Here is a 16,028-nt window from a genome sequence, read left to right as displayed (position 1 = left end):
GGAACACCATCATGGCTATCCAAACGCCGAACGGCTTCACGCTCGACAATTCCGGCAAACGCATCGTCGTCGATCCCGTCACCCGTATCGAAGGCCATATGCGGGTCGAGGTCAATGTCGACGCCAACAACGTCATCCGCAACGCCGTATCCACCGGCACGATGTGGCGCGGCATCGAAGTCATCCTCAAGAACCGCGATCCGCGCGACGCCTGGGCCTTCACCGAGCGGATCTGCGGCGTCTGCACCGGCACGCATGCGCTGAGCTCGGTGCGCGCGGTCGAGAATGCGCTCGGCATTGCCATCCCGGAAAACGCCAATTCGATCCGCAACCTGATGCAGCTTGCGCTGCAGGTGCATGATCACGTGGTGCATTTCTATCATCTGCATGCGCTTGACTGGGTGGACGTCGTCTCCGCGCTCAAGGCCGATCCGAAGGCGACGTCGCAGCTGGCGCAGGCGACGTCCGACTGGGCGCTCTCCTCGCCCGGCTATTTCAAGGACATCCAGACCCGGCTCAAGAAATTCGTCGAATCCGGCCAGCTCGGTCCGTTCAAGAACGGTTATTGGGGCAACGCCTCCTATAAGCTGCCGCCGGAAGCCAACCTGATGGCCGTCGCGCACTATCTCGAGGCGCTGGATTTCCAGAAGGAGATCGTCAAGATCCATGCGATCTTCGGCGGCAAGAATCCGCATCCGAACTGGCTGGTCGGCGGCGTGCCCTGTCCTATCAACATCGACGGAGCCGGCGCGGTCGGCGCGATCAACATGGAGCGCCTCAACCATGTGTCGTCGATCATCGACCAACTGATCGAGTTCAACGAAAAGGTCTATGTGCCCGACATCATGGTGATCGGCTCGTTCTATAAGGACTGGCTCTACGGCGGCGGCCTTTCGGACAAGAACGTGCTCGCCTATGGCGATGTGCCGGAATATGCCAACGATTATTCGGAGGCGAGCCTGAAGCTGCCGCGCGGCGCGATCATCGACGGCAATCTTGCCGAAGTCCTGCCGATCGACCACGCCGATCCGGAGCAGATCCAGGAATTCGTCACCCATTCCTGGTACAAGTATCCGGACGAGGCCAAGGGCCTGCACCCCTGGGACGGCGTCACCGAGCCGCATTACGAACTGGGCCCCAATGCCAAGGGCACCAAGACCAACATCCAGGAACTGGACGAAGGCGGCAAATATTCATGGATCAAGGCGCCGCGCTGGCGCGGACACGCCATGGAGGTCGGCCCGCTCGCCCGCTGGATCGTCGGCTATGCGCAGGGCAAGCCTGAATTCAAGGAGCCGGTCGAGAAGTTGCTGAAAGATCTCGGTCTTCCGACATCGGCGCTCTTCTCCACGCTCGGCCGCACGGCTGCGCGCGCGCTGGAAGCGGAATGGGCGGGCCGCCAGATGCGCTATTTCTTCGACAAGCTGGTCGCCAATATCAAGGCCGGCGACAGCGCCACCGCTTTCATCGACAAATGGAAACCGGAGACCTGGCCGAGGGAAGTCAAGGGCGTCGGCTTCACCGAAGCGCCGCGCGGCGCACTCGCGCACTGGATCAAGATCAAGGACGGCAAGATCGACAACTACCAATGCGTCGTGCCGACCACCTGGAACGGCAGTCCGCGCGATCCGGAAGGCAATATCGGCGCGTTTGAAGCCTCCCTGATGGATACCCCGATGTCCGATCCCACCCAGCCGCTGGAAATTCTCCGGACCATCCATTCCTTCGATCCGTGCCTTGCATGCTCCACGCATGTCATGAGCCCGGACGGGCAGGAAATGGCAAAAGTCCAAGTGAGATGAGGAGGGATATGCGATGAGCCCTTCCGAACCGCTTGCAACTTCGGACGCACACGGCGGAAGAGCCGTGGAGCGCCAGAGCGTCTATGTCTACGAGGCGCCGGTGCGCCTATGGCACTGGATCAACGCATTCTCCATCCTGACGCTTGCGCTGACAGGCTATTTCATCGGCAGCCCGCTGCCGTCGGTGCCGGGGGAAGCCAGCGCCAACTTTCTGATGGGATATATCCGCTTCACCCATTTTGCCGCCGGGCAGATCCTGGCCGTGGCACTGATCCTGAGAATCCTCTGGGTGTTCGTCGGCAATGTCCATGCCCGGCAGATCTTCTACGTCCCGGTCTGGAGCGGCCGGTTCTGGAAGGAATGGGTGCATGACGTGCGCTGGTACGCCTTCCTGATCAGCGAGCCGAAGAAATATGTCGGTCACAATCCGCTTGCCCAGTCCGCCATGTTCTTGATGTTCACGCTGCCGCTGTTCTTCATGATCATTACCGGCTTTGCGCTCTACAGCGAGGGCGCTGGCCGCGACAGCTGGGAATGCAGCCTGTTCGGCTGGGTGTTCTCGATCTGGCCGAACAGCCAGGACGTCCACAGCTTCCACCATCTCGGCATGTGGGTGATCCTGGTTTTCATAATGGTCCATATCTATGTGGCCGTGCGGGAGGACATCATGAGCCGGCAGAGCATCATCTCGTCGATGATCTCGGGCGTGTTCAAGGACCGGGAGGACTAGATGCGCAAACAACTGTCTTCCACACAGCCCCGGGTGCTGGTTCTCGGCATCGGCAACATCCTGTGGGCCGACGAGGGCTTTGGCGTACGCGCGGTCGAAGCCTTCCACCAGGCCTATTCGGTGCCGGACAATGTCACTATCCTCGACGGCGGGACGCAAGGGCTCTACCTCGTGCAGTTCGTGGCGGAAACCGACTATCTCATCGTCTTCGATGCCATCGACTACGGGCTCACCCCGGGCACGCTGAAGATCGTCGAAAACGACGAAGTGCCGAAATTCACCGGCGCCAAGAAGATGAGCCTGCACCAGACCGGATTCCAGGAAGTGCTGAGCGCCGCCGACCTGCTCGGCCGCTATCCGGAAAAGCTGGCGTTGATCGGCTGCCAGCCGGTCGATCTCGAGGCTTGGGGCGGGCCGCTGACGGAACCGATGAAGGCGGTCATCCCCGAAGCGATCCGGACGGCAGTCGCCTTTCTCGCGGGATGGGGCATCGAGGTAAGAGCGCGGAGCGGCAGCACCGTGCCCTCGCTCCTCGGCAACGATATCGATTTTGACCATTACGAACGGCGCGCTGAGCCAGCTGCTTTGAACAGCTGAGGAGGACCCATGGAATATCGGAGAATACTGGCTGCATTCGCGGGCCTGGCGCTGCCGGGCGTCGCCAATACCCATATCCGCCTTCATACGGATGGCACGCTTGCCGGTCTCGGCCATCCTTTCAGCGGCCTCGCCCATATCCTTGCCATGGTCGCGGTCGGCTTCTGGGCCGCCACGCTCGGCGGCAGGGCCCGCTGGATCGTGCGCTTGGCCTTCGTCACCGTCATGGCGATCGGCGGAGTGACGGGGATCTACGGCGTGCCGCTGCCGATGGTGGAAATGGGGACTGCCCTCACCGTCGCGGTGCTCGGCCTGCTCGTCGCCTTCGAAGTCAAGGTTCCGGCGCCGGTGGCTGCGGCGATCGTGGGGGTATGCGCACTCTTCCACGGTCATGCCCATGGTTCGGAGTTGCCTGCCATATCGCATGCCACGGGCTATGTCATGAGCTTCCTCGCCGCGACCATCATCCTGCACGCGGGCGGCATCGCTTAGATTCGGCAAGGCCGGGCAGATCGTCTCGCGGGTTGTCGGAGCTGCCGCCGCCTTAGCAGGGGCCGCGCTGTTGACCGGTTGATATTGCGCTACCAAGGCCGCGGCGTATGGGCGCTGTCCACGACGTCCCGATTTCGTAACTTGAATGACAGAAGAGAGACAACGCCATGTGCATAGGTATTCCGATGCGGGTCGTCACCGGCGACGAGTGCGTGGCCCGATGCGAGCGTCATGGCACGATTTCTTCCGTGTCGATGATGTTGGTCGGCGCGCAGCCGCCAGGCACATATCTATTGACCCATCTGGGCTCGGCCATTCGCGTCCTTGACGGGGATGAGGCGCAAGCCAGCAATGATGCCCTTGCGGGCCTGGCGGAAGCTGTCGAAGGCCGGTCCTTCGAAGCCTTGTTTGCCGATCTCATCGCTCGCGAGCCGGAATTGCCCGCGCATCTGCGTGAGGGTGAGAGAATAGTTCCCGCATCTGGAAACCAGAATTCCAGCAATTCGAAACGAGCCTCCAGGCTCGTTTGAAATTCCTTGAGATCAATGGAATCCAATGTTCGCCGGATTTGGCACACCGCTTGCAGATTCACTCTCGAGAATGTTCTGCATGCTGATTTCTGGAGGGGACAATGCCATCTTACCTGGTCCGCGCCTGGAGCGAGCGGATGCAACTGCCCGTCGTCGACGAAGCGAGCATCGATACCTTCCTGGCGCCGGCCGCCGGCGAAGCGGAACATTCGATCCTGTTTTTCACCGGCGATCCTGCGCAGCGACCTGAAGCCGACGACGTCGCCGTCGTTCTTCCCGAACTCCTGCAGGCGTTCCAGGGACGGCTGCGGGGCGCCATCGTCCTCCGCGCCGCCGAGGACAAGCTCAAGCCGAGGTTCAATGTCGTGGTCATGCCAAGCCTCGTCGTCACGCGGGGAGCCCAGCCGCTCGGCGTCATCGGCAATATCCGCGACTGGTCGGAATATGTGGAGAAGATCGGCAACTGGCTATCTCCGGATGCGCCGGTCATGGTGGCATCCGGCGGGCCGAAGGTCGAGATCACCCATGCCGGCAAAGAGATCGTCCGATGAAAGCAGGTTTCTGGATCGCCCCCCAGGGCGACGATGCGGCGATGACGGTCATGCCGATTGGCGCCGAGCCGCTGCAGAGCGCCCGCAAGCTCAACTATCTCGCGACCCGCAGCGCCGAGGAGATGATCCGCCGCTGTCGCCGGACGGCGACGCTGCTGCCGGAACTCGCCGATGCGCTCGCCGTGCAGAAGGCTGACCAGCCGGGCCGCCTGTTCGATATCACCGATTTTCCCAATGACGACAGGGAGCTGATCACTCAGACCCTCGGCGAAGGTGAAGTTGCGGGAATTGCCGCGCTGCCGTCCGGCCTCCTGGCGCAGATCCAGGAAGCGGTGATGGCCGGCGTCTGGCGCATCCGTTTCACTGACCCGGATGGCCGGCTGCTTGCTGACTATATCGAGGTTGCGTCGATTCCCGCAGCCGTACGTCAGGCCTGTTCGGCGCTGCCGGCATCGATTTCCCACGGGCCGGCGCCGGCGGGCGCCATGAATGTCATGCCGGTGCTGACCGAGATCGGCGACCGCATCGGCCGCTATAACAACGGCGATCCTGCCCATATCATCACCTTCTCGCTCTTTCCGATGAGCCCGGACGACATGGGTTTCCTGCAGGCGACACTCGGCGCCGGGCCGGTGCAGCTCACATCGCGCGGCTATGGCACATGCCGGGTTGTGGCGGCCGGCGCCCGCGACATCTGGTCGGTGCAGTTCTATAACGCCATGGACACGATCATTCTCGATACGCTGGAGATTGCCGAGATCCCGTCCGTCGCCATCGCTGCCGAAGAGGATTTCAGGGATTCCGAAGCCCGGCTGCGCGACATCGAAGAGGCCTATTTCAAATGACGAGCTTCGAGAATTTCGGCAGGTCCGAGACGGTGTCCGATGACGACAAGATGGAGTGCGGCATCTGCTGGCATGTCTATGATCCCGCGGAAGGCGACCCGGTCTGGCAGATCCCGCCCGGCACGCCGGTTTCCGCCCTGCCCGAGGACTGGCGCTGTGCCAACTGTGACGCCCTGCAATCGAAGTTCATGAGGCTCGGCGATGGACGCTGACGTTGCGGAGCGTACGGAAATCGATCCGGCCGAGATGCTCGGCCTGCAGCTGGAGATGCGCTATCGCCACATTCATGCGACCGCCATGCAGAACGTGCCGCTCTGCAATCCCGCCCTCGGGAGTGCAGCGACCGGCTTCCGGATCTGTGGCGGAAGAGCCCTCGGGATCGTCACGACGCCGTGGTTCATGAACCTGGCGGCGGTGGATATTGCCGGTGGCGTGCAGTCGGCTCCGGTTGCCTCGGGAACGAGCGTCCGCATCTGTCTCCCCGCAGGCGAGGTCGAGTTCATCGCTGGTGAGCTCGATGCGATCGGCCGGGTCGATTCCTGCTCGCTGTTTTCGCCGGCCTTCGAGTTTGAGACAATGGAAGCAGCGCTGGAGACCGCGATGGAGGCCGTCCGCGCCTTCTTCGACCCGGCTGCGCTCGAGCCGGCGGCGGCCCCGCCGGCCAGCGTCAATCGCCGCGACCTGCTGTGGGGGAATTTCCGCAAGCAGCAGGAATTGGCCGAATGACCTTCCTCCTGGGCGCAGGCTCGATCCGGATCGACGTAACGGTGTCGCGGGCGCTGGCCTGTTCCGTGGAGGTAAAGGCCAACCGCCCGCAGGGACTGGCACGCATATTCGTCGGCCGTCGCCCTGAAGAGGCGCCGGTGCTTGCCGGGCAGGTTTTTTCGCTCTGCGGTATTTCGCAATCGGTGGCAGCGCGGCTTGCGGTGCTGAACGCGGCTGACCTGCCGATGCGCGGCGAGGAGCGGTTCGCTGCCACGGCCGAATTGCTTGCGGAGCGTATCTTCGAGACATTGAGAGCGCCGATCCTGCACTGGCCTTCGCCGCTAACCGCCGTTATTGTCGACTCGGCAGGCAAATATCTGCGCGAGGCGCTGGCCGCCTCGCGGGCGATTATTGCTGGTGCGAAGGCAAAGATCGCCGATCGCGCATTCGTGACCGAACAGACGGCGCGGCTTTCCGCTGCGGCTGCCGCCCTCGGCGTTCCCGACGGTGAAGGCGAGCCGCGGCCGGATACGGCCTACGCAGCAATCCTCGGCGATATCGATGGTGACCGGATTTTCGCCAGCCGGCGGCCCGACCCGCTGACCGTTGCGGACGATGCAGAGGTTATCGCTCATCTCTGCCGTGAGGTGGATTATGCCAGCCTGCCGCATCTGGCCGGCCGCGTCGTCGAGACCGGGGCCTATGCCCGGCTGAGCAGCACCGGCATGCCCGAAGGCCCGCATCTGGCCGAGCGCTTCCTGGCGCGCATTCACGACGTTCGCCTTTGCCTGCAGCAGCTCTCCAATCTCGGCCGGCAGGACACGGATGTGTATTCCTCGCTGATGGGCGGCGGACCGACGCCCGGCGCCGGCGGCTATGGTGCAGTGGAATGCGCGCGCGGCAGGCTCTACCATCAGGTTGAGATCGGCATGGACGGACATCTTTCCGCCTACCGCATACTCGCTCCGACCGAATGGAATTTCCATCCGGCGGGTCCGTTCGTCCAAACCCTGCTGTCATCCCGGATCGGCGTGGGCGAGTCGGCCGCCCGGTCGGTATCCAGGCTGGCCATGTCGTTCGATCCCTGCGTGGCGTTCGAAATCGGCATTCGCGAGGCTGCCCATGCATGAGATGTCGTTGATGGAGAGTGTGATCGAGATCGTCTGCGAGACGGCGCGGCAGAATGGCGCGAGCACGGTCAGGTCGGTTCGTCTGGATGTCGGAGTTTTGAGCCATGTCAATCCGGATGCGCTGGTATTCTGTTACGAAGCGGTGCGGCATGGCACGATTGCGGAAAACGCGGCACTCGAGATTAATCGCATCGGCGGCGAAGGCTGGTGCCTCGATTGCGGAAAGACGGTGGCGCTCGAGGAGCGGTTCGGAGCCTGTCCGGACTGCGGCCGGCATCGGGTGCAGATGACAGCGGGCGACGAATTGAAGATCAGGGACATGGAGGTGAACTGATGTGCACGGTATGCGGCTGCGGAACGGCAGTGATTGACGGTGACAAGAGCAAGGCCGAGGGTCGTGGCCATGCCGGCGCGCATAGTCACGATCACGATCATCACCACCATTCCCCGGATGACCATGACCATCACCACGCCGAGGACGGCAGCGTCCACTACGGCAAGGGCATTGCTGGCGTGCATGTGCCGGGCATGAGCCAGGAGCGGATTATCAAGGTGGAAAAGGATATTCTCTCCAAGAACGACGGCTATGCCGCCGAAAATCGGGCCTTCTTCGTGCAGAACGGTATTTTCGCGTTGAATTTCGTCTCGAGCCCCGGCTCGGGAAAGACGAGCCTTTTGGTCCGTGCCATCCGCGAACTCAAGGATCGTATGGTGATCAATGTCATCGAGGGTGACCAGCAGACGAACAACGACGCCGCCCGCATCCGCGAAACCGGCGCCCGCGCCATTCAGATCAATACTGGCAAGGGCTGCCATCTCGATGCCCATATGGTTGGCCACGCGGTGGAAGACCTGGCGCCCGAGCCGGGCTCGATCCTGTTCATCGAGAATGTCGGCAACCTCGTTTGTCCGGCGCCCTTCGAGCTCGGCGAGGCCCACAAGGTGGTGGTGCTGTCGGTTACCGAAGGTGAAGACAAGCCGCTCAAATATCCGGACATTTTTGCCGCCTCCGATCTGATGATCCTCAACAAGTCGGACCTGCTTCCGCATCTCGATTTCAATGTCGGGCTCTGCATCGCCAATGCGCTCCGCGTCAATGCGCGGCTGCAGACGTTGGTCGTCTCCGCCCGCAGCGGTGAAGGCATGGAGGCCTTCTACGCGTGGCTGGAGGCCACGGCCGCAAGGCTTGCGACGCGCGCCAAGGTGGCCTGATCGATGGCGCGCGCCCTGGCATCGTCTGTGGACGATCCGGTCCAGCGGCTGCGGCTGCGGGTGCGCGGTTCCGTGCAGGGCGTCGGTTTCCGTCCGTTCGTTTTTCGGCTGGCGCGGACGATGCGGCTGACGGGTTTCGTGCTTAACGACAGCGCCGGCGTGCTGATCGAGGTCGAAGGCACTTGTGCAAGCCGTTTCCCCGAAGCTGTGCGCATGCAGGCGCCGCCCTTGGCACGCATAGACTCCGTTGATGTGCTGGAGATGGACGCAGCTGGCGGAGAACTGTTCGAGATCCTTGAAAGCGTCGGCGGACAAGCGGCGACGCGTATCGGCGCCGATGCCGCAACTTGCGCCGAATGCCGGCGGGAGCTGACCGATCCGCAGAGCCGCTTCTTCGGCTACCCCTTCGTCAATTGCACCCATTGCGGCCCGCGCTTCACCATCACCGGCGCCCTTCCCTATGACCGTCGGCAGACCTCGATGGCCGCCTTTCCGATGTGTGCGGCCTGCCGCGCCGACTATGCCGATCCGGAAAGCCAGCGCTTCCATGCAGAACCCGTCGCCTGTCCGGACTGCGGTCCGGAACTCAGTCACCCGGTCGGGGAGATTGCTGCACGGTTGCTGAAAGGCGAGATCGTCGCGCTCAAGGGGATCGGCGGCTTCCACCTGTTCTGCGATGCGCACAACGATGCGGCCATCGATCTTCTCAGGTTGCGCAAGGCGCGCGACCAAAAGCCGTTTGCCATCATGGTGCGGGATATCGAGGCGGCACGACTTGTGGCGAATCTGACAGCGGTCGAAGAAGGGCTCCTTATGTCCTCCGCCCGCCCGATCGTTTTGGTGGAAGGCCTTGATGGGCTTTCCAACCTCATCGCACCCGGGCTCACGCGGATCGGCCTGATGCTTGCCTATGCGCCGCTGCACCACCTGCTGTTTGACGCGCTTGCCCAGCGTCTGCGAGATGGCCCCGCCGCGCTGGTCGCGACCAGCGCCAATCCGGGCGGCGAACCGCTGGTGGCCAGCAATGACGATGCCGTACGCCGGCTTGCCGGGATTGCCGATCTCATCGTCACGCACAATCGCGATATCGCCGTCCGCGCCGACGATTCGGTCATGCAGGTGATCGATGGTGCTCCAAGTTTCCTGAGGCGCGCGCGCGGTTTCGTGCCGGAGCCTGTCGATCTCGGCGAGGACGGTCCGTGCGTGATCGCCACCGGCGCCGATCTCAAGAACACTGTCTGCATCACGCGCGGCCGGGAGGCGTTCTTGTCGCAGCATATCGGCGGCCTCGACAATGCCGAAGCGATCCGCTTCCAGCAGGAGACGGTCGCGCATCTCTGTTCCATTCTCGATATCAGGCCGGACTATGCCACTTGCGATCTGCATCCCGATTTCCGGTCAGTGCGGATGGCGGAGAGCCTGGGCCTGCCGCTTGTTGCGATCCAGCACCACCTTGCCCATATTGCCGCTGTCGTCGCCGAGCATCACGTCACCGAGCCGGTTCTCGGGTTGGCGCTCGACGGACATGGCTATGGCGCCGATGGCGGCAGCTGGGGCGGCGAGATGCTGATGGTCGACGGGCACCGATGGCAGCGGCTGGGCTCGCTTTCGCCGCTGCCGCTGCCGGGCGGCGATCGTGCTGCCCGCGAACCCTGGCGCATGGGCGTCGCCGCGCTGCGGGCCGCCGGCCGCATCGATCTTGCGCCAAAGCTCTGGCCGGGACATCCCGGCGTCGCGCATCTCGAAGCCATGTTCGCGCGTGGCATGCAGCCGGCCCGGACGTCGAGCCTCGGAAGGCTCTTCGATGCTGCAGCTGCAGTCAGCGGATTGTGCCTCGTTCAGAGTTACGAGGGACAGGCGGCGATTGAGTTCGAGGCTCTGGCTGAGAGCCCGCACTGTCTTCCCGAAGGCTACAGCATTGTCGACGGCATGCTCGATTTCCGGCCGCTGATCGTCCATCTCGCCGAGCGGCAGCTTTGCGGCGTCAGCGCCTCGAACCTGTTCCACGGCACGCTGATCGCCGGTCTCGTCGATTGGGCGGCGTGCGGGGCGTCGCAAGCCGGAACGAGCAAGATCATGCTCGGCGGCGGCTGCATCGTGAACCGAATCCTCGCTGAGGGCCTTGCGAACGCCCTGCGCAATCTTGGCCTGGAGCCACTTTTGCCGCGGATGATTCCCGCTAATGACGGCGGCATTGCGCTTGGCCAGGCGGCCTTTGCAAGGCAAGTCATCAAGAACGATAGAGGACACGTGGAGGAGAACCCGAAATGTGCCTAGCCATACCGGTCCAGGTAAAGGAAGTGCTGTCAGACAACATGGCGAAGGTGACGCTCGACGGCGTCTCGAAGATCATTTCGACCGCGCTTGTCGAGGAAGTCAAGCCGGGCGACTATGTCCTGCTGCATGTCGGCCACGCACTGGCGAAGATCGATCCGGAAGGGGCGGAAAGGACACTGGCCGTGATCCGCGAAGCTGCCTTGGGAGAAGCGGCATGAGATATATCGACGAGTATCGCGACGGCAGGCTGGCCAAGGATATCGCCCGCCAAATCGCCACGCTTGCCGATCCGGCGCGTTGCTATCATTTCATGGAATTCTGCGGCGGCCACACGCATGCGATTTCCCGCTATGGCCTCGAAGACCTTCTGCCGCAAAATATGCAGATGATCCATGGTCCGGGCTGTCCCGTCTGCGTGCTGCCGATCGGCCGCATCGATGCGGCGATCGCACTTGCCATGCGGCCGGAGATCACGATCTGCACCTATGGCGACCTGATGCGCGTGCCGGGTTCGAACGGATCGAGCCTGCTCAAGGCCAGGACCGCCGGCGCCGATATCCGCATGGTCTATTCGACACTGGATGCGCTCCGGATCGCCGAAGCCGAGCCGGATCGAGAAGTGGTTTTCTTCGCCATCGGCTTCGAAACCACGACGCCGCCGACGGCGCTGGCGCTCAGGATCGCGATCGCCAAGGAGCTCAGGAATTTCTCGATCTTCTGCAACCACGTGCTGACGCCGGCGGCGATCCAGAACATTCTCGAAAGCCCGGATGTCCGCAAGCTTGGCACGGTCAAGATCGACGGTTTCATCGGCCCTGCCCATGTCAGCACCGTGATCGGCACCGAGCCCTACGAATTTTTCGCGGAGGAATTCCAGAAACCGGTCGTAGTGGCGGGTTTCGAACCGCTCGATGTCATCCAGGCGATCCTGATGCTGGTCCGGCAGGTGAACGACGGCCGGCATGAAGTCGAGAACCAGTATATCCGCGCCGTCACCACGTTCGGCAACGAGAAGGCGCAGACCGAGATCGCCAATTTCTTCGAACTTTGCGAGAGCTTCGAATGGCGCGGACTCGGCGAAGTGCCTTATGGCGCGGTGCGGCTCAGGCCGCAATATGCGGAATACGACGCGGAAAAGCGTTTCTCGATGGTGACGCCCGCCGTGAAGGACAACCCGGCCTGCGAATGCGGCGCGATCCTGCGCGGCGTCAAGAAGCCGGCCGACTGCAAGTTGTTCGGCACCGTTTGCACGCCGGACACGCCGATGGGATCCTGCATGGTTTCTTACGAGGGCGCCTGTGCCGCCCATTGGACCTATGGCCGCTTCCGCGAGCACGCCAAAGCCTCCGAACGCGGAAGGGCCGGCGCATGAACGTGATGGCGAAAGCCAACAGGCGCAAGCTCGACCTCAAAAGTGGCCGCGTCGACCTGTCCCATGGGGCCGGCGGCCGCGCCATGGGCCAATTGATCGAGGGCATATTCCACAAGGCCTTCGACAATGAATGGCTGCGGGCCGGCAACGACCAGTCGGCCTTCATGGTGCCTGGCGGCCGCATGGTGATGACCACCGACGGCTATGTTGTCTCGCCGCTGTTCTTCCCGGGCGGCAATATAGGCTCGCTAGCCGTGCACGGCACGATCAACGATATCGCGATGGCGGGCGCGGTGCCGCTCTATCTTTCGGCGAGCTTCATCATCGAGGAAGGGTTTCCGCTGGCCGATCTCGACCGCATCGCCGAAACCATGGGTGCCGCGTCGCGCGAGGCGGGTATGCCGATCATCACCGGTGATACGAAAGTGGTCGAACGCGGCAAGGCCGACGGCGTGTTCATCTCCACCGCCGGCGTCGGCATGGTTCCGGCCGGGCTCGATCTCCGCTCCGATGCTACCCGTCCGGGCGATGTGGTGATCGTGTCCGGCTCGATCGGCGATCACGGCGTCGCGGTGATGTCGAAGCGTGAGAACCTGGAATTCGACACAGATATCGTCTCGGATTCCGCCGCACTGCATGGTCTGGTGGCCGCCATGGTCGAGGCTACCGGAGCATCGATCAGGCTGATGCGCGATCCGACCCGCGGCGGCCTTGCCGCGACGCTGAACGAAATCGCCAATGCGTCGAAGGTTGGTTTTCGTATCGATGAGGAGGCCATTCCGATCAACCCCGAGGTGGCTGCGGCCTGCGAACTCCTCGGCCTCGATCCGCTGAATGTCGCCAACGAGGGCAAGCTCGCCGCAGTCGTGGCGCCCGAAGCCGCTGATGCATTGCTCGCCGCCATGCGGGCGCACCCGCTTGGCAGGGAAGCGGCGCTGATCGGCCACGTCGTGGCGGACGACAATTGCTTCGTGCAAATGGCAACGTCGTTCGGCGGCGGACGCATCGTCGACTGGCTGTCCGGCGAACAGCTTCCCAGAATCTGCTGAGGAAATGCGCATCCTGCTCCTCTGTCATAGCTTCAATTCTCTGTCCCAGCGCCTGCATTGGACCTGCGCAGAGCCGGGATGAGGTGTCGATCGATCTCGACCGAAAGCCCAGCGTCGTAAGGAGAGGCTCTACCCGCTGGTAGTGGTCCAGGAGGCCGGGCTTGACGGCTTCTGGCTGGGGCGAGTGCTCAGCAAGGAAGCCTGGATCGAGAGCCATATTGTGGAGGCTGCATCCATTGTCATGTCTCGCCGTCATCGCCGCGCAAAGGCGGATCGCATCGACGGCGAAACATTGATACGCGCTTTAATGGCTTGGAAGCGCGGCGAACCACGTGCCTGCTCGATGGTCAAACTTCTCACGCCCGATGAGGAAGATATTCGTTGCCTCGGGCTGACCTGATGTGGTGGACGGCCTCCGCTCCCGGCATCGCAATGTGCCAAAGTGTGGCTGTCGAAAGTCACATAAGGGTGAGCCGTCCATGGAGAAGATTACCACAATTGGTCTGGATATCGCCAAGCATGTATTTCAGGTTCACGGGATCAATGGTGCCGGCGCGACCGTGAGCCGCCGCAAGCTGGGCCGCGACGATGTCGTTGGATTCTTCAAGGCGTTGCCGCCGTGCTTGATCGGAATCGAGGCTTGCGCGACTGGACACCACTGGGCTCGGGTTCTTATGGCGCTGGGTGACGAGGTTCGGCTGATGCCGGCGTCTTACGTCAAGCCGTACGTGAAGCGGCAGAAGAATGACGCGACAGATGCCGAGGCGATTTGCGAGGCGGTGACGCGGCCGACGATGCGCTTCGTTCCGGTGAAGAGCGAAGAGCAACAGAGTGTGCTGATGCTGTATCGGGTCCGCGAGCTTTTGATCCGGCAGCGGACAATGCTGGTGAACGCCTTACGCGGCCAATTGGCGGAGTTCGGCATCGTGACGCGACAGGGCATTGCCGGCGTCGGAATGCTGATCGCGTTGGTCGAAGAGGTGATCACGATCTCATCCCGCCGCTTGCGCGGTCCGCACTTCTTCCGCTGATCGGGCAGTTGCGGGAGGTGCACGAGAAGGTCAGCGAAGTGAGGTGCTGATGGTGTGATGGCGAACGGTCGAGCCGGGATCGGACAAACCCGATCAGTGGGTGCCGCTTGAAAGCGCGTTGACCTCTCTGGGATCCGATCAGCGGACTACATCAGGGCCAGCGGCATGAACGCGCCGCAATCAAAGGACGTATACATGCCTGCACCCGACTAATCGTCAGAAACGCAATCGCGTCCACGACGGCGGTCTCCTTTGTGGTCGAAATCGGCGATGCCGGATCTATGCGGGCCGCAAACCATGGACGCGCGCCATGTCCGATGGCTGGCGTGCCAGGTCTTCGATCACCCTGCCCACCACATCCTGTTGGCGGAATATTGCCAGGCCATCGAGGATGCCGGCGTGCGTCTGGACAGGCTGACCAAGCTGGTGGTGGAGACCGCGGCATCCTGGTCGATGGCGCCGGTTGTGGCCGCCTACCAGGCGATGCGCGAGCCTGCTTCAGCGCGTCATTGGCAGCTTCGCGGGCTCGATACTTTTCCGCCGACGGCGGCTCTTTAAGCCTTTTTGCAGGAGCGACCTCCTGCGCAATCGCCCACAGGAACGCGGCCATTTCTCTGGCAATGGCGGTGACAGCGATGACTTTCGGCTTGCCTGCCGCGCACCAGGTCGCGGATCGTCGCCTCATGACCTTCGTCCGGAACCCAGACCGCGGTCAGGACGGACGAATGAAGAAGCAGAGAGTTACGGAAGAGCAGATTATTGCGGTGCTGAAGGAGCAGGAGGCTGGTGCGAAGGCAGCCGACCTCTGCCGCAAGCACGGAATTTCGGAAGCGACGTTTTACAACTGGAAAGCCAAATACGGCGGTATGGAAGTCTCCGAGGCGAAGCGGGTTGAAGGCGCTTGAGGACGAGAATGCAGGCTGAAGAAGCTGCTCACCGAGCAGATGCTCGATGCAGCTGCGCTTCGCGAGCTTCTATCAAAAAATGTATGGTCCGCCTCGCCCGTGCAAGAGGTCGCGACATCGTAAATGACGATTCCAGTTGCATAAATGTATCCGGCCTCTCGCGAGTGGGCTGCGGTTGCAGCCAGGCCATGATGAGATCCGCACACGCCGCTCCCAATAAAATGGTTCGGGCACGAAGCCCGCCTTTTTTGCACAGGGCTTACGGCATGTTGATCCGCTGTTTCGTCATCACTATCCCGAGCCTTGCAATCGAGCCAGAAGCGTCAGGTGAATGCAGGGTCTCTGCGTTCGTAGAGTGCTCGAGGCTTGGTCAGGACAACCCAGACAATCCGGGCTATCTTAGCGGCAAGTGCGACGACAGCTTTGTTGGGGTGCATCCGAGCCTTGCTCCAATTGGCGTAAGTCCGCGAACAGGTTGGCGAGCAGCTTCCGCATGGCCGGAGACAAATCGTTGGTAGGATCTTCGATGGCCTGTGGAAGGTCGAGCTTGAACAGACCAGCGCCCTGGCGTAGCGCGATCCCGTATTCGAGGCAGAAGGCTCGCATCTGATTGATCAGGCGTGTTCTCGTGCCGATCATCTGGTCACGCACACGGTGAAGGGTTTGGAGGGTCTGCTTGTTCTTCGCTTTTGATTGCTGCAAACCTCATTGTCGGCCGTGTGGTGCTTCAGCGATCGCCTCCGCGTCGATGATGTCACTCTTGTTCGACTTGACGTAGGGCTTCACGAATTGAGCAGGGA

Annotated in this window: 16 protein-coding genes and 5 pseudogenes; 20 read left to right on the top strand and 1 reads right to left on the bottom strand. The window is 62.4% G+C overall.

Annotation, left to right across the window (positions count from 1 at the left end; genetic code table 11):
* Window positions 1-11 precede the first annotated feature (11 nt).
* From C9413_RS04370 to C9413_RS04275, 20 genes and pseudogenes are all read left to right on the top strand, one after another.
* Complete coding sequence (locus tag C9413_RS04370; protein WP_040114137.1) at window positions 12-1,802, top strand: nickel-dependent hydrogenase large subunit; 1,791 nt, start codon at window positions 12-14, stop codon at window positions 1,800-1,802.
* Between the two features lie 13 nt (window positions 1,803-1,815).
* Window positions 1,816-2,532 (top strand): Ni/Fe-hydrogenase, b-type cytochrome subunit, encoded by a 717-nt coding sequence (gene cybH / locus C9413_RS04365; protein WP_040114136.1) that lies wholly within the window; start codon window positions 1,816-1,818, stop codon window positions 2,530-2,532.
* Entirely contained in the window at window positions 2,533-3,129 is a 597-nt protein-coding gene (locus C9413_RS04360) for a HyaD/HybD family hydrogenase maturation endopeptidase (protein WP_040114135.1), read from the top strand.
* Between the two features lie 9 nt (window positions 3,130-3,138).
* Window positions 3,139-3,621, top strand: a complete 483-nt coding sequence (locus tag C9413_RS04355; RefSeq protein ID WP_223844059.1) for a HupE/UreJ family protein — start codon at window positions 3,139-3,141, stop codon at window positions 3,619-3,621.
* Window positions 3,622-3,788: 167 nt separating this feature from the next.
* Window positions 3,789-4,151, top strand: coding sequence for a HypC/HybG/HupF family hydrogenase formation chaperone (locus C9413_RS04350; RefSeq protein ID WP_246703688.1), 363 nt, complete (start codon window positions 3,789-3,791; stop codon window positions 4,149-4,151).
* A 101-nt stretch (window positions 4,152-4,252) separates the two neighbouring features.
* Window positions 4,253-4,702 (top strand): hydrogenase accessory protein, encoded by a 450-nt coding sequence (locus C9413_RS04345; RefSeq protein ID WP_040114134.1) that lies wholly within the window; start codon window positions 4,253-4,255, stop codon window positions 4,700-4,702.
* Complete coding sequence (locus C9413_RS04340) at window positions 4,699-5,547, top strand: hydrogenase expression/formation protein (RefSeq protein ID WP_170250217.1); 849 nt, start codon at window positions 4,699-4,701, stop codon at window positions 5,545-5,547. The genes C9413_RS04345 and C9413_RS04340 overlap by 4 nt, the downstream gene beginning before the upstream one ends.
* Window positions 5,544-5,759, top strand: a complete 216-nt coding sequence (locus C9413_RS04335) for a rubredoxin (protein ID WP_040114132.1) — start codon at window positions 5,544-5,546, stop codon at window positions 5,757-5,759. The genes C9413_RS04340 and C9413_RS04335 overlap by 4 nt, the downstream gene beginning before the upstream one ends.
* A complete protein-coding gene (hybE, locus tag C9413_RS04330) occupies window positions 5,749-6,273 on the top strand; it encodes a [NiFe]-hydrogenase assembly chaperone HybE (RefSeq protein ID WP_040114131.1) in 525 nt (174 codons plus the stop codon). Before C9413_RS04335 ends, hybE begins: the two co-directional genes overlap by 11 nt.
* Window positions 6,270-7,382, top strand: a complete 1,113-nt coding sequence (locus tag C9413_RS04325) for a nickel-dependent hydrogenase large subunit (RefSeq protein ID WP_170250216.1) — start codon at window positions 6,270-6,272, stop codon at window positions 7,380-7,382. Before hybE ends, C9413_RS04325 begins: the two co-directional genes overlap by 4 nt.
* Window positions 7,375-7,716, top strand: a complete 342-nt coding sequence (hypA, locus tag C9413_RS04320; RefSeq protein ID WP_040114129.1) for a hydrogenase maturation nickel metallochaperone HypA — start codon at window positions 7,375-7,377, stop codon at window positions 7,714-7,716. The genes C9413_RS04325 and hypA overlap by 8 nt, the downstream gene beginning before the upstream one ends.
* Complete coding sequence (gene hypB, locus C9413_RS04315; protein ID WP_040114128.1) at window positions 7,716-8,594, top strand: hydrogenase nickel incorporation protein HypB; 879 nt, start codon at window positions 7,716-7,718, stop codon at window positions 8,592-8,594. Before hypA ends, hypB begins: the two co-directional genes overlap by 1 nt.
* Before the next feature lie 3 nt (window positions 8,595-8,597).
* Window positions 8,598-10,871 (top strand): carbamoyltransferase HypF, encoded by a 2,274-nt coding sequence (gene hypF / locus C9413_RS04310; RefSeq protein WP_040114127.1) that lies wholly within the window; start codon window positions 8,598-8,600, stop codon window positions 10,869-10,871.
* Window positions 10,862-11,089: a HypC/HybG/HupF family hydrogenase formation chaperone gene (locus C9413_RS04305; protein WP_040114126.1), complete on the top strand. Its 228-nt coding sequence runs from the start codon at window positions 10,862-10,864 to the stop codon at window positions 11,087-11,089. Before hypF ends, C9413_RS04305 begins: the two co-directional genes overlap by 10 nt.
* Complete coding sequence (gene hypD, locus C9413_RS04300; protein ID WP_170250215.1) at window positions 11,086-12,243, top strand: hydrogenase formation protein HypD; 1,158 nt, start codon at window positions 11,086-11,088, stop codon at window positions 12,241-12,243. Before C9413_RS04305 ends, hypD begins: the two co-directional genes overlap by 4 nt.
* Window positions 12,240-13,292, top strand: a complete 1,053-nt coding sequence (gene hypE / locus C9413_RS04295; RefSeq protein ID WP_170250214.1) for a hydrogenase expression/formation protein HypE — start codon at window positions 12,240-12,242, stop codon at window positions 13,290-13,292. The genes hypD and hypE overlap by 4 nt, the downstream gene beginning before the upstream one ends.
* Window positions 13,293-13,428: 136 nt before the next feature.
* Window positions 13,429-13,674: pseudogene (locus C9413_RS04290) on the top strand (IS110 family transposase); the annotation flags it as partial.
* 97 nt (window positions 13,675-13,771) lie between these two features.
* A pseudogene (locus C9413_RS04285) lies at window positions 13,772-14,236 on the top strand (IS110 family transposase); the annotation flags it as partial.
* A 361-nt stretch (window positions 14,237-14,597) separates the two neighbouring features.
* Window positions 14,598-14,812 (top strand): annotated as a pseudogene (locus tag C9413_RS04280) (IS110 family transposase); the annotation flags it as partial.
* A 236-nt stretch (window positions 14,813-15,048) separates the two neighbouring features.
* Window positions 15,049-15,312, top strand: a pseudogene (locus tag C9413_RS04275) (transposase); the annotation flags it as partial.
* A gap of 477 nt (window positions 15,313-15,789) precedes the next feature.
* Here the strand turns inward: C9413_RS04275 and C9413_RS33060 are convergent.
* Window positions 15,790-16,028, bottom strand: a pseudogene (locus C9413_RS33060) (transposase); the annotation flags it as partial.

The sequence above is a fragment of the Rhizobium sp. SEMIA 4085 genome (assembly GCF_013004495.1).
In the GTDB taxonomy this organism is placed as follows: Bacteria; Pseudomonadota; Alphaproteobacteria; order Rhizobiales; family Rhizobiaceae; genus Rhizobium; species Rhizobium gallicum.
This window is presented reverse-complemented; position numbering and strand designations above follow the sequence as displayed.

Excerpts from the sequence above, each read along its gene's own strand:
- C9413_RS04355 (WP_223844059.1), top strand. The coding sequence starts at position 3,139 with ATGGAATATCGGAGAATACTGGCTGCATTCGCGGGCCTGGCGCTGCCG.
- C9413_RS04340 (WP_170250217.1), top strand. The coding sequence starts at position 4,699 with ATGAAAGCAGGTTTCTGGATCGCCCCCCAGGGCGACGATGCGGCGATG.
- cybH (WP_040114136.1), top strand. The coding sequence starts at position 1,816 with ATGAGCCCTTCCGAACCGCTTGCAACTTCGGACGCACACGGCGGAAGA.
- hybE (WP_040114131.1), top strand. The coding sequence starts at position 5,749 with ATGGACGCTGACGTTGCGGAGCGTACGGAAATCGATCCGGCCGAGATG.
- C9413_RS04325 (WP_170250216.1), top strand. The coding sequence starts at position 6,270 with ATGACCTTCCTCCTGGGCGCAGGCTCGATCCGGATCGACGTAACGGTG.
- C9413_RS04335 (WP_040114132.1), top strand. The coding sequence starts at position 5,544 with ATGACGAGCTTCGAGAATTTCGGCAGGTCCGAGACGGTGTCCGATGAC.
- hypE (WP_170250214.1), top strand. The coding sequence starts at position 12,240 with ATGAACGTGATGGCGAAAGCCAACAGGCGCAAGCTCGACCTCAAAAGT.
- C9413_RS04350 (WP_246703688.1), top strand. The coding sequence starts at position 3,789 with ATGTGCATAGGTATTCCGATGCGGGTCGTCACCGGCGACGAGTGCGTG.
- hypD (WP_170250215.1), top strand. The coding sequence starts at position 11,086 with ATGAGATATATCGACGAGTATCGCGACGGCAGGCTGGCCAAGGATATC.
- hypB (WP_040114128.1), top strand. The coding sequence starts at position 7,716 with ATGTGCACGGTATGCGGCTGCGGAACGGCAGTGATTGACGGTGACAAG.
- hypA (WP_040114129.1), top strand. The coding sequence starts at position 7,375 with ATGCATGAGATGTCGTTGATGGAGAGTGTGATCGAGATCGTCTGCGAG.
- hypF (WP_040114127.1), top strand. The coding sequence starts at position 8,598 with ATGGCGCGCGCCCTGGCATCGTCTGTGGACGATCCGGTCCAGCGGCTG.
- C9413_RS04370 (WP_040114137.1), top strand. The coding sequence starts at position 12 with ATGGCTATCCAAACGCCGAACGGCTTCACGCTCGACAATTCCGGCAAA.
- C9413_RS04345 (WP_040114134.1), top strand. The coding sequence starts at position 4,253 with ATGCCATCTTACCTGGTCCGCGCCTGGAGCGAGCGGATGCAACTGCCC.
- C9413_RS04360 (WP_040114135.1), top strand. The coding sequence starts at position 2,533 with ATGCGCAAACAACTGTCTTCCACACAGCCCCGGGTGCTGGTTCTCGGC.
- C9413_RS04305 (WP_040114126.1), top strand. The coding sequence starts at position 10,862 with ATGTGCCTAGCCATACCGGTCCAGGTAAAGGAAGTGCTGTCAGACAAC.